Source organism: Lactobacillus sp. ESL0230 (genome assembly GCF_003692805.1).
Classification (GTDB): domain Bacteria; phylum Bacillota; class Bacilli; order Lactobacillales; family Lactobacillaceae; genus Lactobacillus; species Lactobacillus bombicola.
In genome coordinates this window covers 405275-428383 of record NZ_REHI01000006.1, presented here as the reverse complement: position 1 = coordinate 428383, position 23109 = coordinate 405275, and the positions used below count along the sequence as shown (strand labels likewise).

Genomic DNA, 23109 nt, shown 5'->3' with positions numbered 1-23109 from the left:
TAAATAATTAAATAACTTGTGTAAAATAATAAATATATATAAATAGAATCATAAATAAAAAACTATTTAACTATAATTCAAAGGCCTACCTAATTTCAAACTTATTGGTACTCCATCGCTTGTAGTATCAACAACAAAAGATCCATTAGAATACCGATCACTTAATGGAAACTCATTGGTTTTTACCATAATTTGTCTTTTACTACTTGTAGTTATTACTAATACATGTTCTTGTCCATATGAGACCAAAGAAGCTATTTTATGTGGGTGCGACTTAAGTTCTCTAAGTACAAGTACGCCCCTTTTAGCTCTAGAAATTTTATTAATTAAATCAGCCTTAATTTGTTTAAAGGCACCACGCTGCGTAACTATACCTATTCGAACTAAATTAATGTAATTAGAAGGAATTAGTGTATACGAAACAATAAAGTCATCGGCTTTTAGGTTAACTGATTTAACGCCTAACGCTTTTGCCCCCAATTCTGGTACCTCATTGAGATCATATCTAACAGCGTAAGCATCATGAGTAAATAAAATGACTTCAAATTTTTCATTTGGTTTAACTAAGTCAACCCTTACTATGGTACTGGTATCACCTTTCATTTTCATTGCAACCATTGCACGTGAACGGTAGGTCCTAGTTGGTGGTAGACTCTTTAATTTTACTTGCTTAATGTAGCCATCTGTACTAGCTAACACAAAATTTACGTCTTCATCTAATTTGCTAAATGAAAACACCCGAATAATTACTTCGTCACTACTCAAGCCTATTTCTTGTGATAAATGCTGACCGGTTTCTTTCCACTTTGCTTCAACAAGTTCATTTACTGGACGATAAATCACATTACCACGGTTAGTAAACAAGTATAAATTATCTAAAGTTGACACTGTCTTTTCATACACAACTTGATCGCCATCTGGTAATCCATTATCTTCATCATCACTTGATTGCCAAGATCGTAAAGAGGATCGTTTTAAATAACCATCACGACTAATTAAAATTCGTACTTGTTCATCAGCCAGAAGTGCCTTTTCATCAATTTTAATTTGAGCTGTTTCTGTAGAAATTTCTGTTCTTCGGGGATTTCCGAATTCTTTTTTAACAGTTGATAATTCTTTAATAATTTCTTTTTGTAAAATTTTGTCATCTGACAGTAGTGCACGATAACGGGAAATTTTATCTTTTAAATCATTTTGCTCTGCAACTAATGCATTTACATCGGTATTAGTTAACCGATATAGTTGTAATGAGACAATTGCTTCTGCTTGTCTTGAAGTGAAAGCAAATTTAGCAGTTAAATTTTTCTTAGCTTCGGCCTTATTTTTAGATGCACGAATTGCTTTTATTACTTCATCCAAGATATCCATCGCATGGATTAAGCCTTGAATTATTTCTAAACGTGTTTCAGCTTTATTTAAGTCATACTTAGTACGCTTGATAACAACATCTTTTTCATGCTCTAAATATGACGTCAAAATATGTTTCAGACCAACTTGTACCGGTGTCATATGATCAATTGCCACCATATTGAAGTTATAGGAAACTTGTAGTTCTGTATTTTTGAATAAGTAATTTAAAATATTTTGAGCATCTGTACCCTTTTTAAGTTCAATTACGATTGATAGTCCATGACGATCTGTTTCATCACGAACTTCAGCAATACCATCTATTTCTTTATTTAGCCGAATTTCATCAATTTTTTTAACTAATAGAGCCTTATTAACTGCAAAGGGTATCTCAGTGATCACAATTTCTTCCCGATGACCGCGAATTTCTTGAATCACTGATTTTGCTCGAACTTGAATTCGACCGCGTCCAGTCTGATATGCTTCTTGAAGTCCCTTTTGCCCCATGACAATTGCCCCTGTAGGAAAGTCTGGGCCTTTAACAAATTGCATTAATTCATCCAAACTAGCATTAGGATGTTTCAATAAATAAATTGTAGCATCAATTACTTCGCTTAAATTATGTGGGGGTATTTCAGTAGCATAACCTGATGAAATTCCGGTAGATCCATTAACTAATAAATTAGGAAAACGAACTGGAAGAACAGTTGGCTCATATTCTGTATCGTCAAAATTAAGTACCATATTGACAGTATCTTTGTCAATATCCTGTAAAAGCATATTAGAAATCTTATTCAAACGTGATTCTGTATAACGCATAGCTGCCGGACCATCACCATCCATTGAGCCATTATTACCATGCATTTCAATCAGAGTCTCACGCATTTTCCAGTCTTGGGATAAATGAACTAAAGCACCATATATTGAACTATCACCATGAGGATGAAAATTACCCATGATATTACCTACAGCTTTAGCAGCCTTTTTAAACGGTTTATCATAAGTATTATTGTCCAGATACATAGCATAAAGGATTCTCCTTTGTACTGGTTTTAAGCCATCACGAATATCTGGTAATGCTCTTTCTTGAATGATATATTTCGAATATCGTCCGAAACGTTCACCCATAACCTGCTCAAGCGGCATTTCACGAATTCGTTCATTTGTAGCCATTAATCAAAAACCTCTTTATTTCTACTCATTTTCTTCTAAAATTGATGCACTTTCGCCCATTCTAAACTTAACATTCTCTTCAATCCACTTGCGCCGAGCATCAACCTTGTCACCCATTAAAGTAGTTACGCGGCGTTCAGCTAATGCCGCATCGTCAATCTTAACTCGAATTAACATTCTAGATTCAGGATTCATCGTTGTCTGCCATAACTGTTCAGCGTTCATTTCACCCAATCCCTTGAATCTCTGCAGAGTATAGCCACGGCCAATTTTTTCCTCATCAATTGCTAATTCTTCATCCGTCCAAGAATACTTAACCTGTCTAGTTTTACCGCGCCCTTTTTGTAAGCGATATAAAGGTGGTAAAGCAATATATACTTTGCCATGTTCAATCATTGGCCTCATATACCGATAGAAAAAAGTCAATAGCAAAATTTGAATATGAGCACCATCATCATCAGCGTCCGTCATAATAATTACTTTATCGTAATTAGAATCGTCAACTTTAAATTCAGCTCCCACACCTGCACCGATAGTATAGATCATAGTATTAATTTCTTCATTTTTAAAAATATCTTGCAATTTAGCCTTCTGCGTATTTAATACTTTACCGCGCAAAGGTAATATTGCCTGAAATCTACGATCACGCCCCTGTTTAGCGGAACCACCAGCAGAATCACCTTCGACAAGAAATAACTCGTTTTTTTTCGGATTACGAGATTGGGCGGGGGTTAATTTACCTGATAATACTTCTTTTTTACGTCTTTTTTTACCATTTCGACTTTCATTACGTGCTTTTTTTGCAGCTTCGCGAGCATCCCTTGCACGCTGGGCCTTTTTAACTAATTCTTGAGCCAGCTCACCATTTTCCATTAAATAGTAAGACATTTTTTCATAAACAATTGCATCAACTACTGATCTAGCTTGTGGGGTACCCAGTTTTCCCTTAGTCTGGCCCTCAAATTCCAAAAGCTCTTCAGGTATTTTTACTGACAATACTGCACTTAGACCTTCACGATAGTCCGAGCCATCCAAGTTTTTATCTTTTTTACCAAGTAATCCTTGCTTTTTAGCATAATCATTGAATGCTCGCGTAAAGCCACTTCGTGCACCAACTTCATGTGTTCCACCATCAGCTGTACGCACGTTATTTACAAAAGAAACAAGACTTTCAGAATAACTATCACTATATTGACCACTAAATTCGACTTCAATTTCATCTTGTTTTCCATCAAAGTAAAAGACATTATTTAATGTATCCTTGCCTTCGTTAAGGTATGATACAAAAGATTCAATTCCGTTATCATACTTGAAGTCATCATGATGTATAGGTTCACGTTCATCCTTTAAAACAAAACGAACGCCCTTTAGTAAAAAAGCAGACTCCCGAATTCGCTCTTGAATAGCTTCATACTTATATTTTGTGGTCGAAAAAATTGTTTCGTCTGGCTTAAAAGTTATAGTAGTACCTGTTGGTTCCTTAGTTTTACCAAGACGCTTTAAACTGCCAACAGGATGACCACCATTAGTAAATTCCTCTTCATACAATATGCCATCACGCACTACTTTTACACACATATAACTAGAAAGAGCATTGACAACAGATGATCCTACACCGTGGAGTCCACCAGAAGTTTTATAGTTCTGCTCGGTAAACTTCCCACCGGCATGTAAAACAGTCAATATCACTTCAATCGTCGGCTTACCAGACTTGTGCATGCCAGTAGGCATCCCCCGTCCGAAATCACGTACAGTCACACTGTTATCACCGTGAATGGTTACATCAATTTCTTGGCCAAAACCAGCCATAGCTTCGTCAACTGAATTATCAACGATTTCATAAACTAACTGGTTTAAACCGTGAATGTCAGTCGATCCAATATACATTCCTGGTCTTTTACGTACAGCTTCTAAACCATGAAGAATCTGGATTGACGAATCATCATATGAATTTATATTTTTATTTGTTTTAGCCAAATAAACTCCTCCAGTTTTTTTAATCATTTATTTTTGTTCTGTTCTCACACTAAACAATCTTTGATAGAATAAGATTAGAAATTAAGAGAGTAGGATATAAATGATAAATCTAAAATTAATACTGGTATTTATTTTAGCATACTTACTAGGATCATTTCCGACCGGGGTTGTTATCGGAAAAATATTTTTCGCAGAAGATATACGTAAATATGGTTCAGGTAACATAGGAACAACTAATTCTTTTAGAGTTTTTGGACCATTAGCTGGTAGCTTTGTGTTAATCATTGATGTACTTAAAGGAACCTTAGCAACTAATCTGCCAAGATTATTGCAAATTTCTGGTCCAAAGTATCTTCTTCTAATTTGTGGTTGCTTAGCAATTTTAGGACATACTTTTTCTATTTTCCTTAAATTTAAGGGGGGAAAAGCTGTTGCAACTAGTGCCGGACTTTTCTTAGGCTACGATTTGAAGTTTTTCAGCATTTGTGCCTTGATTTTTTTGCCCCTTGTGTTTATTACTTCTTATGTAAGCTTATCAAGTTTAATCGCTGTTGTTTTGATTTTTATTACTACCTTTTTCTTTCATGATCTTTTCTTAGAGATCATCGTTGGCTGCATTATGATTATCCTTTTTAATCGCCATCGCAGTAATATAAATCGACTTATTCACCACCAAGAAAATATTATTCCCTTCGGCTTATGGTACTGGTATAAAAAAAAGCACCATAAGTTATAAACTAAAATAAATACAACCAGAAAAACTGGCTGTTATAATTATAAATCATCAGAACAAAAGTTCGCAATAAAATAATTAATAAAAAAAATAGTATCAATAATTAACTGAGGTTCCCCTCTAGAATGGACCAAAAATCCAGCTGGAGGGTTTTATTATGGTTAAATTTACTAAACTATCCTAATTTTGGGGTTCACATTAATATTCAAACCGCGCATTGGGTCTTTTATAATAATAAAATGTCTAAGCTTTTAGTTAAACTTAAACTTCCGAGTTTATATTAAGTTTTCTAAATAGCTATGTTGGCAATGATATTCGCCTTGATTTTGTTATTGTTTCTAAAAAAATGAAGTTCGTAATCAAAAAGTTGTTTCATTTCTGGATTTAAATTATGCGCAATGAAGATTACACTGGCATCAGTCGCCATAATTTTACGTAAGATTTTTATAGTTGCCTGTTCATCAATCGCACTTGTTCCCTCATCAACCAGAATGATTCTACTTTGATGAATTAGTGCACGTGACAAAACTATTTTTTGTCTTTGACCACCTGAAATAGTCAGCTTATTTAAATCAAGTTTTGTTTGCAGGTTCAGCTTCTGCTCGGCAATGTCTTGCTGCAGCTGCATATCTTTGACCCATTCTGGCACCATTGGCGCTAAGTTATCATCAAACATGGTTATGTTGTCAACTATGCTAGCAGGAAATAAAACTGCATTTTGAGGCAAGTATCCGATTGTACTTAAATCAGGGTGAGCTAGATTGCCATGCCTACCGCAATAGATAACATGACCAGAACTAGGTCTAAGTTCACCGGCCAGAATTTTAAGCAAGGTTGATTTGCCCACACCTGACTCACCCGTTAACAATATTTTTTGGCCAGGTTTAACTTTAATATCGGGTAATTGTAAACTTTCACCATTCGGGAAAGCCATTTGCAAATCAGCTGTGATAATTTCATCTACTTCTTCTAAACCTACATTGGGTTCTTCCTGCTTAATAACTGGTATGACTAAATCTTCAATCTGCCTATTAAGATCAGTAACTCCAATCATGGCTCCACGAGCCTCTGTGATCATCTCAATACCACTAGTTAAATAATATTTGAGATCACTAACTACTGAAATCACCCCAAAAGCTATTTGCTTGGTAATAATTAAATAGCCAGTTACAGCATATAGCAACAGTAACATAACTTGAGAGGAGACTTCGTTAACAAACTTAAGATATTGCTTTATTCCAGTTTCTTTGACATTAGCGTTCTCTAATTTTTGTGAAGATTTGCTTAATACTACAAAAAGGTGATTACCAGCAAAATATCTTTGTAACTCTTCTATTCCGGTCAACCAACTTCTTATTGTATCAAGATAGTTTTTGTTACTAGCAGAAATAGTCATCATAGCTTTTTGTAACGGCCTTGCTATTAACTTGGGTAAAAGTAATGATACAATTACCATCAAGGAAATAACGATTAACATGGCCCAATGGATAGTAAATAACAATACTAAAGCAGAAACAAAATAGCCGATGCCACTAACCAATTTGAAAAAAGCATCAAGATAGTTTTCCTCACTTTGAATTAGATCGTTTGTTAAAAAATTCTGTATTTGAGCAATTGCATATTCTTGCTTGGTATAACAGAGATGGCTAACTATTTTTGCTCTTATAATTTTTTTATATCGTTCTTTTTGTTTGGCTAAAATATAATCAAATAGATATTCTATTAAGTAACTAACTACTAGCAAAACAAAGGAAAGCGCCGTTAGTTTTAAAAACTTGGGTAAACTAACCTGTTGAATAGCATCAACCTGGTATATTCCAACCTGTGTGTTTAGCAGGGTCAAAGCAGGCGCTAGTAGCTTAACTATTATCGTACAAATAAAAACAACAGGATTCACCTGCCAAAAATCTTTGATTTTCATAATCTTTCCTTACTTCTATCTGCTTAAGTTAATACGATAATCAAATAATTTTTGCACTTCCGGTCGCAAATTATGACCAATCATGATAATAGTTTGATCACTTGCTAGCAGTGATTTGATAATCTTAGTACTAGTTTTACTGTCGATTGCACTAATTGGCTCGTCTAGTAGCAAAAAATTTTGTCTTTTTAATTTGGCCCGCGCTAAGATGATTTTTTGTTGCTGACCACCAGATACGTTGAGATTATCGAGATTGATTGTCGTGTTTACACCTTGGGGAAACTTGGTCAGATTGTCAGTTAATTCAACCGAATCAATCACTTTATTTAACTGACTTTCTGGATAATGTTGAAACATTGTCATATTATTTGCAATTGTATCAGGAAAAAGAACGCCGTCCTGGGCTACATAGCCGATCTGTCTGTAGTTAGGCGTAATCAATTCACCTTTTTTATTGTAATATTCAATTGAGCCTGCCGTAGGCTGCAACTTGCCCAAGATAGCTTTAAGCAGAGTTGACTTCCCAGTGCCCGGGTCTCCGCTAAGCAAGACCCTTGTCGCAAGCCTTAATTGCAAAATCTGGATACCTTATCTGGTGGCCCTCGTAAGTTATCACTAGCCCTTTTACACTGATAGCAGCAGGAGAAGCGTCCACTTCAGTATCTGTTTCAGTATCCTGAGTCAACGTGTGCAATTCGGTGCGCAGGTCTTTAGTGGCCTTTATCTGCGTAATGGAGTCAATTATGTCCCATAATTCATCAAAAATAGAACTAACAAAGTTACTAGCAACAAGCAAACCACCGATGTCTAATTGGTGGTGAAAGAAAAGTAGACCACCCCAGAGGATAATACCAACTTGACCAATTGAATTACCTACCCCATTTAGTCCATCAGCAGTACTCAATGCTTTTTGTTTTTTTTCATTTGCATCAGCAAGCCTACCACTACTTTGGTTAAGCACATTTTGCAATCGGTTAATTGCATGGTAGCGCCGTAATACATTTAATCCACTAAACCAGTCAGCAACTGTCTTTAAAAAGACGGCGTTTTTCTGGGAAGCTGCCTTAGTTGCACGCGTGGTAATTTTTTGGGTTAATTGAGGCAGAGCAAGTACTATGACACAAGTGAGGACTGTAGCTATGACCAGCGTCCAATGCATAGAAAACAACACACCGATAGACATCAAAAGCATTAAGCTGCTGCTTAAGATAAGAATCCAAGGTCTGGCATATTCATCTGCTAAAGTTTTCATATTATTATTTAAAATATTTTGAATTTCAGCAACTTTGGTATTGTTATTTTGATAATAATGATGAATAATCTTGTCCCTGATAGCATGGATATACTGCTGTATTTGCTTATTAAATAAGTAGGTTCCATAAGCTAAAAGCAGGCTACTTACCATAGCGATAAGTATCTCTGCAATGCACCAATAAATAAAGTTCGATAAGCTTTTATTGATTAAGGAGTTTAAAGCATATCGAAAAAGAAATGCAGAGATTGTTCCTGCATACGAGTACGCAAGATAAATAATAACCAACAAACCTGCTCGGAAAGTGTTGATTTTAAAAAGACTTCTAAGCGACATTGTAATTCTCTTTCAATTGTATAAAAAACTATTGCTATATTTTACCATATAGCAATAGAATAAAATAAAAAAATATGTTATTTTTAAAGTAAATGTTAATATTCTTTCATAGAATGCTTATAAATTAGTTATTACCTGAAAGACTTACCGTTAAGCCAGCAATTTATAGTACTAGTAAACTCAAGCTTGCAATGGCAGAAGTTAGAAATAGATTCTACATTCTTAGATTTACCTATATCTTTTGGAAAACAGATTGTCTATTAAAGTGAATCAAACACTACACTCAAACTAGAATTAAGTATAAGTTAAAAGGTCGCACCCCGATTGAATATCGGAATACGGCCTTATAAAATGAAATAATATTAACTTCTAATTCTAGGGGTTAGTTTCAGTCAATAATTAACACTAAGCTTTTTACCTTAATCATGAAAAGCCATACTAAAACCAGCAGTAAAAGTTTTTCCTGTTTCAAGGTGATTCATTCCAAATTTTTCTTCTAACTTCCCAGTCGAATCTGCTCGATCAGCAATTCCCCACCAAGGTTCAATACAAACATAATCAGCCATTTGGGGATACTGTGACCAAATTCCTACAAAAGGTGCATCCCGCAGCCATACATTAACATGATAATTACTAGTATCAGTTTTCAACGATATGCGATTATCATGGCCATGTAATTCAAAAACCAGGGCATCATTTTTAAATAAATGTTCGCTTAAGGTAATCAAACTATTAGTCGATGCTAGAGAGCGATTAGACCAGTCTAGAAGACCATTACTTTTTATTGGAATTTGCACACGAGTAAGTGAAGGTTTAGTACTAAAATAAAAATCAGACTTGCTAATAACCGAACTTGTTGGAATATTAAATCCCGGATGACCGCCAATTCCAAAAATCATTTCATAATCTGATTTATTGGTAATACTAAAGTTTTCTTCAAGTAAATTGTTTAATAAATTATAGTTAACCCGCAGTTCAAACTTAAAGGGATAAATTTCTCTTGTCTGAGCTGTATCTGTTAGCAAAAAAGTAATACTCTCAGCAGTATGTTGCTCAACCTCAAATGCCATATCGCGGGCAAAACCGTGCTGGGCCATTTGATAGGTCTTACCTTGAAAAGTATATTGATTATTTTTCAATTTACCTACGATAGGAAACAGAATTGGTGCATGCCGTTGCCATACATCTGGATTTGCCTGCCAAATATATTCATAGTTACTATGCAGACTTTTAACACTGTGAATCTCGGCACCTATATTTGAAATAACAACTTGTAAAATACTATTTTTAATAGTGTAATCCATGATCATTCATCGCCTTTATTAAAGAATAAACTTGGTTAAATCTTTATTTGTTATTATATCACTAAGTTTTTCATTAACATATGCTTCAGTAATCGTTATTTCACCCATGGCCATATCTGGTCCTTCATAAAGCACATCTTCAAGCAATTTTTCTAAAATAGTCGACAATCTTCTTGCACCAATATTATCAGTTCCCTGATTGACATCATAAGCAATTTGTGCAATTCGACTTATAGCTTCTTGTGTAAAAATCAATTTAACACCATCTGCTTTCATCAAAGCAACGTACTGTTCTAACAGAGAATCGGCTGGATCCTTTAAAATTTTCACAAAATCATTCTTTGTCAACGCATTAAGTTCCACTCTAATTGGAAAACGTCCCTGTAATTCAGGAATTAAATCACTAGGTTTAGATTCAGAGAAGGCACCGGCTGCAATAAACAAAATATGGTCTGTTTCAACTGGACCGTATTTTGTCTGCACGGTCGATCCCTCAACAATTGGTAAAATATCGCGCTGTACCCCTTCACGTGATACTTCCCCAGAAGTTTTTTTATTACCAGCAGCAATTTTATCAATTTCATCAATAAAAATGATGCCATTATTAGCCGTCCGTTCAATCGCTTTTTGATAAATTGAATCATAGTCAACCATCTTATGTGATTCTTCTTGAATTAAAATTTCACGTGCTTCTCGAACTGGTAAGGTGCGCTTAATTTTCTTTTTAGGTGCTAGCCCATTAAGTATTGAACTCATATCAATACCCATTTGCCCCATCATATCACCCATCGGGTTAACTTTAGGTGCCTGTTCAACGTTAATTGTAACATCTCGATTTTCTAGTAAGCCTTTGTTTAATTGTTCAGCGACAGTCAAACGCTCATTACGGATAGCATCAGTTACTTCTTCTTCATTTGAATTAGCGTCTGCCTGAGTACCTGAAGTCATCGCCGACATCATCTGTTGCCATTCTTCCATCATATTCTTTTGCTTTTCACGTTTAATACCAGGAACTAGCAAGCGTACTAAAGCTTTATTAGCTTCTTTAGTTGCCTGTAAACGAACTTGATCAAATTGTTCTTTTTCTTCCATACGAACTGCTTCATTAACCAAGTCACGTACCATTGATTCCACATCACGACCGACATAGCCAACTTCTGTAAATTTAGTTGCTTCTACTTTAACAAAAGGTGCCTTAACGATTGTGGCTAACCTTCTAGCAATTTCTGTCTTACCCACACCCGTTGGTCCTGCCATCAGCATATTTTTAGGAGTTATTGCTGCCTGCATTTTACTGGATAATTGCATGCGCCGATAACGATTATAAAGGGCAACTGCAACTGCCTTTTTAGCATTATCTTGACCAATAATATATTCGTTTAGCAAACTAACAATTTGCTTAGGAGTCTTTGTTTCCATGAGTTTCACCTGCTTTTAAAGTTCATCTGTATTAATTTGGTCATCGGTAAAAATATCAATACCAGCAGCAATTTCAACTGCTTCATGTGCAATTTCACTCGCTGTCATATTCGAAGAATGCCTAATCATCGCAATTGCCGCCGCTTGAGCAAAATTGCCACCTGAACCAATCGCAACAACATTCTCATCTGGCTCTAAAACCTCTCCATTACCAGAAATAAGCAATAGGTCATGATCATTAAAAGCAATAATCATGGCTTCCAATTTCTGTAAAGTTGCATCTTTACGCCATGCTTGCGCCATTTCAACAGCTGCTCGGCGCAAATCTCCACCAAATGCCTCTAACTTTCCTTCAAGCATGTCTTGCAGACTAACAGCATCCGCAACCCCACCTGCAAAACCGATTACTACTTGATTATGATATATCCGGCGAATTTTTTTAGCAGTTGACTTAGCAATTACTTTTTCACCTAAAGTAACCTGTCCATCACCTGCAATTGCAGTCTTACCATTATATTTTACTGAACATATTGTTGTCATTATTTTGCCTCGTCTTTCTTATCATTGCGGGAAAAAAATCTTTTATAATTTGCTTGTAGATGGCTCATAGTCACATGCGTATATATCTGGGTGGTTGAAAGATTAACGTGACCAAGTAATTCTTGAACGCTACGCAAATCAGCACCATTATTGAGCATAGCCGTCGCAAAGGAGTGCCGTAACTCATGTGGATGCACTTTACCGTTAATTCCTGCATTGTTAAACACTTTTTGCATAACATACTCAATGCCACGCGAGGTTAATGATCGTCCCCGACTATTTAAAAAAACATGATCTGTATCTTTTGCATTGGCTAAAAGTTGCTTGCGCGCACTTTCTAAATAATCTACTAATACAACTTTAGTTTGATCATCAAAAGCTACATAACGATCCTTATTCCCCTTACCATGGACTAAGATAATCTTTAAATCAAAATCTATTGCCTTAATTTTTAATCCACTAACCTCACTAACCCTCATACCAGTTGTATAAAACAATGCAAACATCGCTAGATTACGCATTGTTAATGGATCTTTACTACTTAGTGAAGTTATAACTTGATCAATTTCTGGTGGATAAAAAAATTGCGGTAGTTTTCGTTCTTTAGCTCTCAAGACAATAGTCTGAGTCGGATTAACTTTAATCATTTTTCGTTTAAACAAAAAATGATAAAAAGAACGTAAACTTGACATTTTTCGCGCTTGAGTAGTACGTGCAAGCTTACGTTGAGCCAAATTTTGTAAAAAAATCTCCACATCCCTGGGTACTACTTTTTCCCAACCAGTAAAGCCACCATTTTCTTGCCAAAACATTTTTGCTTCAAGCAAATCAGTTTGATAAGACCTAATAGTTGCCTTGCTATATTGACGCTCATTTTGTAAATACGAAATAAAAAGTTGCAAAAAATTACTTTCTTCCGCTACCATTTTAGTCTATCACTTCTTGCTTGAACTTTGCTAGCGTTTCCAAGCTACGCTCACTAATTTTTTCATGCCGTTCACGCTTATTACGAATTTTTTTACCTTCAAGACCAGGTATCAAAGCAAAACTAGCATTCATTGGTTGAAAGTGCTTAACATTAGCTGTAGTCACATAATTAGCCATTGAACCCATTGCAGTAATTTTCGGAAAAATAATTGTATCTTGTCCGCTCGCTTTTCTGGCTGCATTAATTCCAGCAACTAAGCCACTGGCTGCACTCTCAACATATCCTTCTACACCTGTCATTTGACCAGCAAAAAAGAGGCCAGCACATTTTTTAGCTTCATAACTTGCCGTTAGTACTTCAGGTGAGGCCATATAAGTATTACGATGCATTTTACCATAACGAATAAAACGTGCATTGGCTAGTCCTGGTATCATTGAAAAAACTCGCTTTTGGGCCCCATACTTCAAATGAGTCTGAAAGCCAACTATATTATACATTGAGGCAACCGCATTATCTTGCCGCAATTGGACTACTGCATACGGCTGTTTCCCAGTATGTGGATCTTCTAACCCTACTGGCTTTAGTGGACCAAATAACATAGTCTTTTCACCACGAGCAGCCATAACTTCAATCGGCATGCAACCTTCAAATACATCTTCTTTTTCAAAACTATGCACTTGGGCTGTTTCTGCACTCACCAATTCACGGGCAAAATTTTCATATTCTTCTTGCGTCATTGGACAATTTAAATATGCCGCCTCACCCTTATCATAGCGTGACTTCTTATAAACAATATCCATATCAATTGAATCAGCAGCAATAATTGGTGCAGCAGCATCAAAAAAATGTAAACTTTCAGTTCCAGAAAATTTTTGAATTTGTGTAGCTAATGCATCACTAGTTAAAGGACCTGTAGCAATAACATTTATTCCTTCAGTTGGCAAAATTTTTATTTCTTCATCATGAAAAGTAATCTTCGGCATTGCGTGCAACTTAGCGGTAACATAGTCACTAAAATCATCCCGATCCACAGCTAGTGCTCCACCAGCTGGAACTTGTGTCTTATCTGCTGCAGCAATAATAAGTGAATCTAACTGACGCATTTCTTCTTTTATCAATCCTACCGCATTTGATAGTTGATTCGACCGCATTGAATTGGTACAAACAAGTTCAGCTAACTGCCCTGTTTTATGTGCAGATGTCATTTTTTGCGGTCGCATTTCATAAAGATCAACTGGAATTCCTCGTTTAGCCAATTGCCAAGCAGCTTCACTTCCAGCTAAGCCACCACCTACTACAGTTACTTTTTTAGGCATATCAATATTCCTTTACTAAAAATATTATTTATGTAAAAGAATATCATCAAATCAGATTGATTTGATGATATTTACATAAATTTAACTTTATTGGTTTTCTTTTTCTTCTTCCCTTGGTTCTTCGCTGTAATCACCATTAGGGCATAAAACAACTAAATTGTGTTTACTTCTTTTTTCAACTAGGAAGTGACCATCATTAGGGCATTGGCGACTAATCGGCTTATCCCATGAAACAAAATCACATTCTGGGTAACGAGAGCAGCCATAAAATTTACGGTTACGTTTGGATTTCTTTTCAACCACATCACCTTTACCACATTTGGGACACAAAACACCTATTTTTTTAACAATTGCTTTCGTATTACGACATTCCGGAAAGCGCGAACAAGCATAAAATTTGCCATAGCGGCCCATTTTAATGACCATGGGGGCACCACAGATATCACAATTAAAACCAGCTGGTTCATCTTTAATCTGAACTTTTTTTATGTCGGCATCAGCCTTATCTAGTTCCTTTTTAAAGGGATGATAATATTCATCTACCACCTTTACCCAATTCTTCTGGCCCGCTTCAATGCTATCTAAGTCATTTTCTAATTGAGCTGTAAAATCAATATTAACAATGTCTGGGAAAAATTTTTCAATTAAATCGTCAACAATTTCACCCAATTCTGTCGGTACAATAGATTTAGCTTCTAATTTAACATAATAACGCCGCTGCAGTGTATCAATTGTCGGAGCATAGGTTGAAGGCCGACCAACACCATTTTCTTCTAGAGCATGAACTAAACTGGCTTCAGTATATCGAGCTGGTGGTAAAGTGAAATGCTGCTTATTATCAGATTTTGCTAATTTAACAATATCACCATTTTCCAATTCAGGTAATTCACTACTTTTTTCTTGTTGATTGTCATATACCTTAGTAAAGCCAGCAAATTTCATTTTTGAACCTGTAGTTCTAAAAATCACCCCATTTTGTTCAGCATCTGCTCTAACTGTGTCATAAACAGCTGGTGTCATTTCACTGGCTAAAAAGCGTGACCAAATCAACTTGTATAAACGATATTGCTCAGTAGTTAACACTGCTTTAAGTGACTCCGGTGTACGATAAACGCTAGTTGGCCGAATTGCTTCATGAGCATCTTGGGCATCTTCTTGATTTTTAAAATGCCGCGCCCCTTTAGCTGCATATTGGGCACCATATTTTTCATTCAAAAATTTAGATGCTTCAGCCTGGGCTATTGGAGATATTCGTTTGGAGTCTGTTCTCATATATGTAATTAAGCCGACCGTACCTTCTTTACCTAAGCTAATTCCCTCATATAACTGCTGGGCAATGCTCATAGTTCTTCTAGTACGATAACTTAACCGCTTATTGGCTTCTTGTTGCATTGTTGAAGTTGTAAACGGAGCAGCTGGTTGGCGCCGACGTTCACGTTTAACAACATTATTAATATTAAATTCTTGCTTTTTATCAATTTTAGCTAAAACATTTTTGACAGCGTCATTATTGGGTAAGTCCTTTTTTTTACCATTGATTCCCCAAAACTGGGCTTTAAATATTTTAGTTTTTTTCTTAAATTCAGCGTCAATTGTCCAGTATTCTTCAGGCTTAAAATTATTTATTGCTTTTTCACGATCAATCACAAGCTTAAGCGCAACAGATTGAACACGCCCAGCACTCAAACCTTTTTTTACTTTATCCCATAAAATAGGTGATAAAGAATAACCGACTATTCGATCTAAAATTCGGCGAGCTTGTTGGGCATTAACTGTATCCATATTAATTGCCCGTGGATGCTTGAAACTGTTTTTGACAGCATCCTTAGTAACCTCATTAAAAGTAACTCTATTCTTATCTGTATCATCCAAATTTAAGGCATGGGCCACATGCCAAGCAATAGCTTCTCCTTCACGATCGGGGTCAGAAGCCAAATATACTTCTTTAGCCTTTTTGGCTTCTGCCTTCAATTCCTTAATTGTGTCACCTTTACCACGAATTGAAATATATTTAGGCTCGTAGTGATTTTCAAAATCAATCCCCATTTGTGATTTAGGCAGGTCACGAATGTGTCCCTTAGAAGCAATCACACGATAGTTACGTCCTAAATATTTTTCAATTGTTTTAGCTTTAGCCGGTGATTCAACTATTACTAATGTTTTTTTACGCTTTTTTGGCTTTGACTTAGTAGGCATCAAAAGCCTCCTCATTAATTTTCTTAATTTTAGTACTAGACTGAGAATAGAATATTTATTGGCTAATTGTCAAATCTTTAAAGTTGAAATTCAAAATCCGTAATTGGACAAGCCCCAGCTGCAATTAACTTGTTAGGTCCTGCAGAAAGGAGACTAGTAATTGGCCCCGGGATGGCAAAGATATCACGATTTTCTTGTAAAGCTAAGTTAGCTGTTATCAATGAGCCAGACTTTTCCTTAGCTTCAGTTACAATCACACTTTGTGCAATGCCAGCTAAGATACGATTACGCTCTGGAAATCGAAAGGGTCTTGGTGGAGTATCAGGTAGGTACTCACTTAAAATTAGACCAGATTTAGCAATTTGCTCTTGAACCTGATAATTACTCATGGGATAAAAATGATTAAGTCCATTCCCCACTACAGCAATAGTCTTACCTTTATTTTTTAAGGTTGCTTTGTGCGCCATGACGTCTACCCCTTTGGCTAGACCACTGGCAATTACTATCTTATTTTTGATTAAATTAGGTACCAACTTATCCAACACTACTTGACTATAACTAGTAGCCTGCCTAGCGCCAACGATTGTTACTATTTTATTTTTTAATAAACTCAAATCTCCTTGAGTAAATAAAACTAAAGGTGGCCGATAAATTTGACGCAAGGCGTCTGGATATTCATTATCAAAAAAACTAATGGGGTAACACTGTTTCTTAATACGAATAATAATTTTTTCTATCCCTGTATCATTATACGCAGCTAAGCATGACTGATTTAAATTATCAGGCAAATTCATATTCTTAATAGTCTGAATACTGATATCATTGCTAGTGATTTGACTAGCAATTCGTAACATTTTAACATAACCAATATTTTTTTGTAGTTTTAGACGTAAAAGAAAATCTGTTATTTTCATAAAAAATCCTCCCATTTGTATAATACGCAGAAAAGGAGGCAGATTTTTTATTTTACTTATAAAAATCACTTACTGGAGCAAAAGTTTTACGGTGAATCGGCGTCGGACCATATTTTTGTAATGCTGCAATATGATCCTTAGTGCCATAACCAGCATTACAATTAAAATGATATTCGGGATAAATATCATGATAATCTTCCATTAACTGATCACGAAAAACTTTCGCAATAATCGAAGCTGCTGCAATCGAATTAGATTTAGCATCCCCTCTAATCAAGCGCTCTTGCGGCAAGTTAATTGGCACATTCATCGCATCAACTAATAATGCATCTGGTTTTAAGTCCAATCCTTTTACCGCATCAGCCATTGCTAAACGATCAGCCTCATAAATGTTAATTTGATCGATTACTTGGGCACTCTTTATTCCTATAGCTACACTAACTGCCTTTTGTAAAATTAATGGATAGAGCTCTAAACGTTTAGTTCCACTTAATTTTTTAGAATCATTGACTTCAATAAGATCAAAACTATCGTCTAAAATAACTGCCGCAGTAACTATCGGACCAGCAAGCGGTCCACGCCCTACTTCATCTACTCCAGCTACAATCTTTTTTTTCGACCAATATTTTTTTTCATAAAAAAAACGATTATTAAAGGCAAGTTTTTTTTCGGCAAACTTTGCTTTACGTTTATAATAGCTTGCTAATAATTTTTGGACGCCAACTCTTGAATCTAACGAAAGCATTGTTAAATCTGACTCACTAACATTATCTTCAGTTAATAACTGTTTTATTTCAGTAATCTTCATGGACGATCAAGCGTAATCCTTCCTACCTTACCTTTACGAAGCCGTTGTAGTAAATACAAAGAGAAACGGTCATAATCATCGCGCATGCCATATTCTTCAGTAAGTGCTAATAACAAATCAGTATTATTAATCTTCTCTACTCGATCTTTTGTCGAACGAGTAAATCTCACCAAATCAGCTAAATAATTTTTGCGCAAACTTGCAAGCAAAAATAAAGCAACATCATCTGCGCTAAAAATTGTATCTTTAATTGCTCCAAATGCAGCTAACTTATAACCAACATCTTGATCTTCAAATTTAGGCCACAAAATCCCTGGTGTATCAAGGATCTGAATATTAGACTGCGTTTTTAGCCAAGTTTGTCCCTTAGTAACGCCTGGCTTATTACCAACTACTGCTACATTACGTCCAACTAAACGATTAATAATTGTCGATTTCCCGCAATTAGGTACACCAGCTACGGCAATTCTAATTATAGGATTAGTAGCCCCTTTGGCTTCACGCTGTTTAATTTTTTCATTGGCGGCATTTTTAATCATACGAACTAAAACTTGCATATTATTACTATGCAAGGAGTCCATTGCCATAACAAATTTACCTTTGCCAGTTAATTTTTTTTGCCAAAGCTTGGTCATTGTGGGATCTGCTAAATCTGCTTTATTTAAAATAATTAAATGCGGTTTATCTCCAACCAAGTCTTCAATCATTGGATTTCTTGATGATTGTGGAATTCGTGCATCTAATACTTCAACTAATACATCAATTAAGCTCATCTTATCTTCAAGTTGATTACGAGCTTTATTCATATGACCTGGATACCACTGAATTTTAGCCATTACTATCTTGCCTTCTTTACACTAAAAGGTCTATGTGACCATATATAATTAATATGACATCTTTTCGCGGTACATTTGATATGCTTCATCAAAAATACTCATATTTGGTAAATAACCTGCATTTAATTCCAAATAATTAGACAATTCTTCATAACTTTGCTCTTGTTTAGGAAAAGTTTGATCATTTTGAGCATTATTTGCAAATTGTGCTACATCATCTTTTGCATCTGCACTACACTGGGTCATTAAATAACGATAAAAGCTCTCTCGATATGACAATATGTTTACTCCGTATAATATAAAATGGCATACGCATCCATACCAGCATGGGTGGCAATAATAGGACTAGTTTCACGTACCAATACATTAATATTTGAATTAATATCTTTTATTTTTTGAGCCAAATCAAGTAATTTTTCTGGTACTCCACCAGTTGAAACATAAGAAATGCCCACTTCCTTAATACTATCTTTGTTAGCCGCTATATCAGCTAAAACGCGTTGATCAAAGGCAAGCGAGAACTTTTTACCACGGCCCTTTTTAGCAATTTTTAATTCTCCACCTGGCATCTGTAATTCAATTCTAATATTAAGTAAATTAGCAATCTTCCCAGAGATGGGGCCTAAACGTCCACCTTTAATAACATTTTCTAAGTTCACAATCATCATCCGCAAACGCTGCGTTTTTTTAATGTTTTCAATATGCTCTAAAATTTGGTTAACTGTTTTGTTAGATGCAACATCACGTGCAGCAGCTAAAACTTGTAGTCCCTCAGCTCGATCTGTTAATTCTGAATCTACAATATGAACAGCATCAGGCTTATCAGCCATATTGGCTGCTTGCCTTGCTGCATCAATCGTACCACTTAATGCTTTGGCTAAAAATATACCGATGACTTCACTACCATCTGCTGTCAAATCATTAATTGCTTTTATGATAGTCCCGATTGGTGGTTGACTTGTTTTGGGTAATTCTTTTGCAATAACCATTTCATCAACAAATTGTTGTCTGGTGATTTCTACCCCATCTAAATAGGTTTTACCTCCAACGGTTACCGATAACGGTACAACCGTAATATTATATTTTTCTATTTCTTCTGGCGTCAATTGTGCCGAAGAATCTGTCAAAATTTTAATTTCTGACAACTTTACTCGCCCTCAATTCTGAATTGCTGTCACATTTTTATGATAGAATATTAATATCAATTATCTGTATTATATCAAAAAAATAAACAAAAAGAAGAAAGTGAATGGCTTGATTCATTATGAAATTAAAAGAATTTTGGCAAGAGCCGCAAAAAAGAACAAAAAGATACTATATTATTGACAATACGCTGAGTGCTATTACGCATGGCATCGGCTTTTGTCTCGCTATAGCGGGGTTGATTTTATTGATTATTAAAGCTGTTTCAACCCATAGTACAGTAAGAATTATTACCTTCAGTGTTTATGGAATTTGCTTGTTGCTACTATACCTTTTTTCAACCCTTTTTCATAGTTTAATATTTACAAAAGCACGAAATATATTTCAAATTTTTGATCATTCCTCAATTTTTCTTTTAATTGCTGGTACCTATACGCCTTATTCATTAGTAGTCATTGGCGGTAGATGGGGTTGGTTCTTGTTTAGTTTAGTTTGGCTATTAGCAATTTTGGGCATACTTTACTACATTTTCAATCGGGGCAAACATCGTATTTTAGATACCATAATATATGTTGGTATGGGCTGGTTAGTAATTTTAGTCGCCCAACAGCTATATGTTCGTCTGAGCCCAACTGGATTTTGGTTACTAGCTAGTGGAGGAGTAGCATATACTGTCGGAGCATTTTTTTATACCATGAGACGCATTCCTTATATACACGTTATTTGGCACCTTTTTGTTATTTTAGCATCTGCTTTAATGTATTTTTCAGTTTTATTCTACGTTTAAAAAGGCCGCAATTGCTTCTGGGCTATTTTCTAATTCACCTGCAACAACTGCTTTTTTGATTGTTAGCAATAAATTGCCTAACTCCGGCCCTGGTTTAATTCCCAAGTTAATCAAAAAACGACCATCAACCGCTAAATCAGCGGCTTTTTTTATTGGTAAAGCCCGATATCGGTTAACCAGGATTTCTGAACTAATTGGTTGTCCTAAAATACGTGCAACATCAATTGTATTCATTAAAGTTTCCTCACCAGCCTCAAATAATTCAAAATCTGTTGGCACATGAGCAGAAATCACATCAAATAAGGTAATAATTTTTTCTACCTTATTAGTCATTAAATTAGAATTTTTCCAACTGCGCATAAAGTTCGCTATTTGGCGGTTAGGAATCTTAAGTAAAATAGCAATCACACTCCAGAGACTCGTTTCTAAGTGGGGATTAAACTTTAAATTGGGATAAACCGCTAGCAAGTTTTTTTTACCAGCAAAATTTGGAACTTCTTCACTAAGATGGGTATTCAAAAATACTGCAAAAGCCCTTCTAGAATCATTCCCTAATCCCATTTTTACAAATTCATCTCGAATCCGTTCAACTGAAATTTTGGCTAGCAACGGATGCAACTCTTTTAGTGCTGTTGCTGTTTGTTTTTCCAATCTGAAACCTAGTTGACTCATAAATCGAACCGCACGCATCATTCTTAAAGCATCTTCATGAAATCGTTCTAGCGGATTGCCAACTGCTTTAATTAAATGCTTATGTAAATCACTTAATCCATCAAATAAATCAATGATATCTCCACTAGTATTCATTGCCAGAGCATTTATAGTAAAATCGCGTCGTTTAAGGTCCTCAGCTAAACTACGTACAAACGTCACTTTATCAGGGCGACGAAAATCTTGATAGCCTGATTCAGTCCTAAAGGTTGTTATCTCATAACTTTCCCCATTATGTAAAACTGTTACTGTACCATGTTTAATTCCGGTATCAATTGTTTTAGGAAAAAGCTTCTTAACCTCTTCAGGATAAGCGCTTGTTGCGATATCAATATCATGTATTGGCCGCTTTAGCAGCAAATCACGAATTGATCCTCCAACAAAATACGCTTCATATCCAGCTTGTTCTAATATTTTCAGCACTGGTAGTGCCGATAAAAAAATTGAAGGTAATTTATCTATTTTCATTCTTAATCAACTCATTTAACTTAGTATTTTTATTTTCAAAAGACTTTATTTCTGGTATGTTTAAGGGGCTATATTTAAGAACTTAAAAGAAAGATTTATATTATGTCAAAATTTAATAAACACAATCTTTTAGAATTGTTAATGATTATGCTAGGCTGCGCTATTTATGGTATTAGTCTAGATATGATCTCAGCTCCCAATAATTTAACTGACGGTGGTATAAGTGGTATCTCACTACTTTTACGTCATTTTTGGGGAATTAATATGGGACTATCATCCCTTTTATTAAATATTCCCTTAATTATTTTAGGTTATCGTTACATGGGAAAGCGTCTTTTAGCCTATACAATTTGGGGGACACTTTGGTTATCCTTCTTCTTATGGTTTTGGCGCTTGGTACCTATTATATCGCAATTAAATCTAGAACACGACCTCTTCTTATCTTCAATAATGGCCGGTGCTTTGTCAGGAATTGGACTAGGACTAGTTTTTCGCTACAACGGTACTTCTGGCGGCACAGATATTATTGCCCGTATTTTACAAATGAATTATGGTATTTCTTCTGGTAAGGTTTTGCTAATCTGTGATGCACTAGTACTCTTTGCCTCACTTTCATATTTGGATATTAAACATATTATGTATACTTTAGTTGCTTCTTTTATTTTATCCCGGGTAATGGATGCCGTTCAGCAAGGAACAACATCAGCTAGAGGTCTATTAATTATTTCCAATAAATATCAAGAAATTGCTAAAATGATTGACTTGAAATTGGACCGCGGCTTTACTTATTTAGAAGCACAAGGAGGCTATAGTAAGCATAAGCGCCCCGTCATTTATTTAGTTGTGTCGCCAAGAGAATTGCCAGCTATTAAAGATTTAATAGCTGCAGAAGATCCTAAGGCATTCGTTAGCGTAATCAAAGTCCATGAAGCTGTTGGTGAAGGCTTCACCTATAAGCAAAAACAACGGCACTTTTTTATCCGAAAATAGTCTTTAATTA

The 23109-nt window shown here is 35.5% G+C and carries 21 protein-coding genes; 4 read left to right on the top strand and 17 right to left on the bottom strand.

The window, feature by feature from the left end:
* Positions 1-66: 66 nt before the first annotated feature.
* Together parC and parE are read right to left on the bottom strand one after the other, a co-directional pair.
* Positions 67-2520: a DNA topoisomerase IV subunit A gene (parC, locus tag F5ESL0230_RS03790; RefSeq protein WP_122021647.1), complete on the bottom strand. Its 2454-nt coding sequence runs from the start codon at positions 2518-2520 to the stop codon at positions 67-69.
* Between the two features lie 21 nt (positions 2521-2541).
* On the bottom strand, positions 2542-4524 hold the full coding sequence (gene parE / locus F5ESL0230_RS03785; RefSeq protein ID WP_122021646.1) for a DNA topoisomerase IV subunit B: 1983 nt from the start codon (positions 4522-4524) through the stop codon (positions 2542-2544).
* A 73-nt stretch (positions 4525-4597) separates the two neighbouring features.
* Here parE and plsY point away from each other — a divergent pair, with 73 nt between their 5' ends.
* Positions 4598-5233: a glycerol-3-phosphate 1-O-acyltransferase PlsY gene (gene plsY, locus F5ESL0230_RS03780; RefSeq protein ID WP_090091914.1), complete on the top strand. Its 636-nt coding sequence runs from the start codon at positions 4598-4600 to the stop codon at positions 5231-5233.
* A 286-nt stretch (positions 5234-5519) separates the two neighbouring features.
* Here plsY and F5ESL0230_RS03775 read toward each other — a convergent pair whose 3' ends face one another.
* From F5ESL0230_RS03775 to F5ESL0230_RS03765, 3 genes are read right to left on the bottom strand one after another with little or no spacing between them, the layout of a single operon-like run.
* On the bottom strand, positions 5520-7151 hold the full coding sequence (locus F5ESL0230_RS03775; protein WP_122021645.1) for an ABC transporter ATP-binding protein: 1632 nt from the start codon (positions 7149-7151) through the stop codon (positions 5520-5522).
* A gap of 15 nt (positions 7152-7166) precedes the next feature.
* Positions 7167-7700 (bottom strand): ATP-binding cassette domain-containing protein, encoded by a 534-nt coding sequence (locus F5ESL0230_RS03770; RefSeq protein WP_158593053.1) that lies wholly within the window; start codon positions 7698-7700, stop codon positions 7167-7169.
* Positions 7693-8739: an ABC transporter transmembrane domain-containing protein gene (locus F5ESL0230_RS03765; protein WP_122021643.1), complete on the bottom strand. Its 1047-nt coding sequence runs from the start codon at positions 8737-8739 to the stop codon at positions 7693-7695. The genes F5ESL0230_RS03770 and F5ESL0230_RS03765 overlap by 8 nt, the downstream gene beginning before the upstream one ends.
* Positions 8740-9008: 269 nt before the next feature.
* Here F5ESL0230_RS03765 and F5ESL0230_RS08695 point away from each other — a divergent pair, with 269 nt between their 5' ends.
* Positions 9009-9089 carry an IS3 family transposase gene (locus F5ESL0230_RS08695; protein ID WP_369931599.1) on the top strand — a complete coding sequence of 27 codons (81 nt, stop codon included), beginning with the start codon at positions 9009-9011 and terminating at the stop codon, positions 9087-9089.
* 69 nt (positions 9090-9158) lie between these two features.
* On the opposite strand, the gene F5ESL0230_RS03760 is transcribed toward F5ESL0230_RS08695, so the two are convergent.
* From F5ESL0230_RS03760 to F5ESL0230_RS03710, 11 genes are all read right to left on the bottom strand, one after another.
* Positions 9159-10043, bottom strand: coding sequence for an aldose 1-epimerase family protein (locus F5ESL0230_RS03760; RefSeq protein WP_122021642.1), 885 nt, complete (start codon positions 10041-10043; stop codon positions 9159-9161).
* An 18-nt stretch (positions 10044-10061) separates the two neighbouring features.
* Positions 10062-11462: an ATP-dependent protease ATPase subunit HslU gene (gene hslU, locus F5ESL0230_RS03755; RefSeq protein ID WP_122021641.1), complete on the bottom strand. Its 1401-nt coding sequence runs from the start codon at positions 11460-11462 to the stop codon at positions 10062-10064.
* A 15-nt stretch (positions 11463-11477) separates the two neighbouring features.
* Entirely contained in the window at positions 11478-12002 is a 525-nt protein-coding gene (hslV, locus tag F5ESL0230_RS03750; protein WP_122021640.1) for an HslVU peptidase proteolytic subunit, read from the bottom strand.
* Positions 12002-12928, bottom strand: coding sequence for a site-specific tyrosine recombinase/integron integrase (gene xerA, locus F5ESL0230_RS03745; protein WP_122021639.1), 927 nt, complete (start codon positions 12926-12928; stop codon positions 12002-12004). The genes hslV and xerA overlap by 1 nt, the downstream gene beginning before the upstream one ends.
* Before the next feature lies 1 nt (position 12929).
* Positions 12930-14246 carry a methylenetetrahydrofolate--tRNA-(uracil(54)-C(5))-methyltransferase (FADH(2)-oxidizing) TrmFO gene (gene trmFO / locus F5ESL0230_RS03740; RefSeq protein ID WP_090091901.1) on the bottom strand — a complete coding sequence of 439 codons (1317 nt, stop codon included), beginning with the start codon at positions 14244-14246 and terminating at the stop codon, positions 12930-12932.
* An 87-nt stretch (positions 14247-14333) separates the two neighbouring features.
* Complete coding sequence (topA, locus tag F5ESL0230_RS03735) at positions 14334-16442, bottom strand: type I DNA topoisomerase (protein ID WP_122021638.1); 2109 nt, start codon at positions 16440-16442, stop codon at positions 14334-14336.
* 77 nt (positions 16443-16519) lie between these two features.
* Entirely contained in the window at positions 16520-17356 is an 837-nt protein-coding gene (gene dprA, locus F5ESL0230_RS03730; protein ID WP_122021637.1) for a DNA-processing protein DprA, read from the bottom strand.
* 52 nt (positions 17357-17408) lie between these two features.
* Positions 17409-18164 (bottom strand): ribonuclease HII, encoded by a 756-nt coding sequence (locus F5ESL0230_RS03725; protein WP_122021636.1) that lies wholly within the window; start codon positions 18162-18164, stop codon positions 17409-17411.
* Entirely contained in the window at positions 18161-19000 is an 840-nt protein-coding gene (ylqF, locus tag F5ESL0230_RS03720; protein ID WP_118896463.1) for a ribosome biogenesis GTPase YlqF, read from the bottom strand. Before ylqF ends, F5ESL0230_RS03725 begins: the two co-directional genes overlap by 4 nt.
* 48 nt (positions 19001-19048) lie before the next feature.
* The gene (locus F5ESL0230_RS03715; protein WP_090091893.1) at positions 19049-19279 is read right to left on the bottom strand and encodes a YozE family protein; all 231 of its coding nucleotides are present in this window, start codon (positions 19277-19279) and stop codon (positions 19049-19051) included.
* Positions 19280-19284: 5 nt separating this feature from the next.
* Positions 19285-20145 (bottom strand): DegV family protein, encoded by an 861-nt coding sequence (locus tag F5ESL0230_RS03710; protein WP_090091891.1) that lies wholly within the window; start codon positions 20143-20145, stop codon positions 19285-19287.
* Positions 20146-20264: 119 nt separating this feature from the next.
* On the opposite strand from F5ESL0230_RS03710, the gene F5ESL0230_RS03705 reads away from it, so the two are divergent.
* Positions 20265-20930: a hemolysin III family protein gene (locus tag F5ESL0230_RS03705; protein ID WP_122021635.1), complete on the top strand. Its 666-nt coding sequence runs from the start codon at positions 20265-20267 to the stop codon at positions 20928-20930.
* Here the strand turns inward: F5ESL0230_RS03705 and F5ESL0230_RS03700 are convergent.
* Positions 20916-22109 carry a CCA tRNA nucleotidyltransferase gene (locus F5ESL0230_RS03700; RefSeq protein ID WP_122021634.1) on the bottom strand — a complete coding sequence of 398 codons (1194 nt, stop codon included), beginning with the start codon at positions 22107-22109 and terminating at the stop codon, positions 20916-20918. The genes F5ESL0230_RS03705 and F5ESL0230_RS03700 overlap by 15 nt on opposite strands.
* Positions 22110-22211: 102 nt before the next feature.
* On the opposite strand from F5ESL0230_RS03700, the gene F5ESL0230_RS03695 reads away from it, so the two are divergent.
* The gene (locus F5ESL0230_RS03695) at positions 22212-23099 is read left to right on the top strand and encodes a YitT family protein (protein WP_122021633.1); all 888 of its coding nucleotides are present in this window, start codon (positions 22212-22214) and stop codon (positions 23097-23099) included.
* Positions 23100-23109 lie beyond the last annotated feature (10 nt).

Coding starts and splice junctions, on each gene's coding strand:
- parC (WP_122021647.1), bottom strand. CDS start 2,520: ATGGCTACAAATGAACGAATTCGTGAAATGCCGCTTGAGCAGGTTATG.
- parE (WP_122021646.1), bottom strand. CDS start 4,524: ATGATTAAAAAAACTGGAGGAGTTTATTTGGCTAAAACAAATAAAAAT.
- plsY (WP_090091914.1), top strand. CDS start 4,598: ATGATAAATCTAAAATTAATACTGGTATTTATTTTAGCATACTTACTA.
- F5ESL0230_RS03775 (WP_122021645.1), bottom strand. CDS start 7,151: ATGAAAATCAAAGATTTTTGGCAGGTGAATCCTGTTGTTTTTATTTGT.
- F5ESL0230_RS03765 (WP_122021643.1), bottom strand. CDS start 8,739: ATGTCGCTTAGAAGTCTTTTTAAAATCAACACTTTCCGAGCAGGTTTG.
- F5ESL0230_RS03760 (WP_122021642.1), bottom strand. CDS start 10,043: ATGGATTACACTATTAAAAATAGTATTTTACAAGTTGTTATTTCAAAT.
- hslU (WP_122021641.1), bottom strand. CDS start 11,462: ATGGAAACAAAGACTCCTAAGCAAATTGTTAGTTTGCTAAACGAATAT.
- hslV (WP_122021640.1), bottom strand. CDS start 12,002: ATGACAACAATATGTTCAGTAAAATATAATGGTAAGACTGCAATTGCA.
- xerA (WP_122021639.1), bottom strand. CDS start 12,928: ATGGTAGCGGAAGAAAGTAATTTTTTGCAACTTTTTATTTCGTATTTA.
- trmFO (WP_090091901.1), bottom strand. CDS start 14,246: ATGCCTAAAAAAGTAACTGTAGTAGGTGGTGGCTTAGCTGGAAGTGAA.
- topA (WP_122021638.1), bottom strand. CDS start 16,442: ATGCCTACTAAGTCAAAGCCAAAAAAGCGTAAAAAAACATTAGTAATA.
- dprA (WP_122021637.1), bottom strand. CDS start 17,356: ATGAAAATAACAGATTTTCTTTTACGTCTAAAACTACAAAAAAATATT.
- F5ESL0230_RS03725 (WP_122021636.1), bottom strand. CDS start 18,164: ATGAAGATTACTGAAATAAAACAGTTATTAACTGAAGATAATGTTAGT.
- ylqF (WP_118896463.1), bottom strand. CDS start 19,000: ATGGCTAAAATTCAGTGGTATCCAGGTCATATGAATAAAGCTCGTAAT.
- F5ESL0230_RS03705 (WP_122021635.1), top strand. CDS start 20,265: ATGAAATTAAAAGAATTTTGGCAAGAGCCGCAAAAAAGAACAAAAAGA.
- F5ESL0230_RS03700 (WP_122021634.1), bottom strand. CDS start 22,109: ATGAAAATAGATAAATTACCTTCAATTTTTTTATCGGCACTACCAGTG.
- F5ESL0230_RS03695 (WP_122021633.1), top strand. CDS start 22,212: ATGTCAAAATTTAATAAACACAATCTTTTAGAATTGTTAATGATTATG.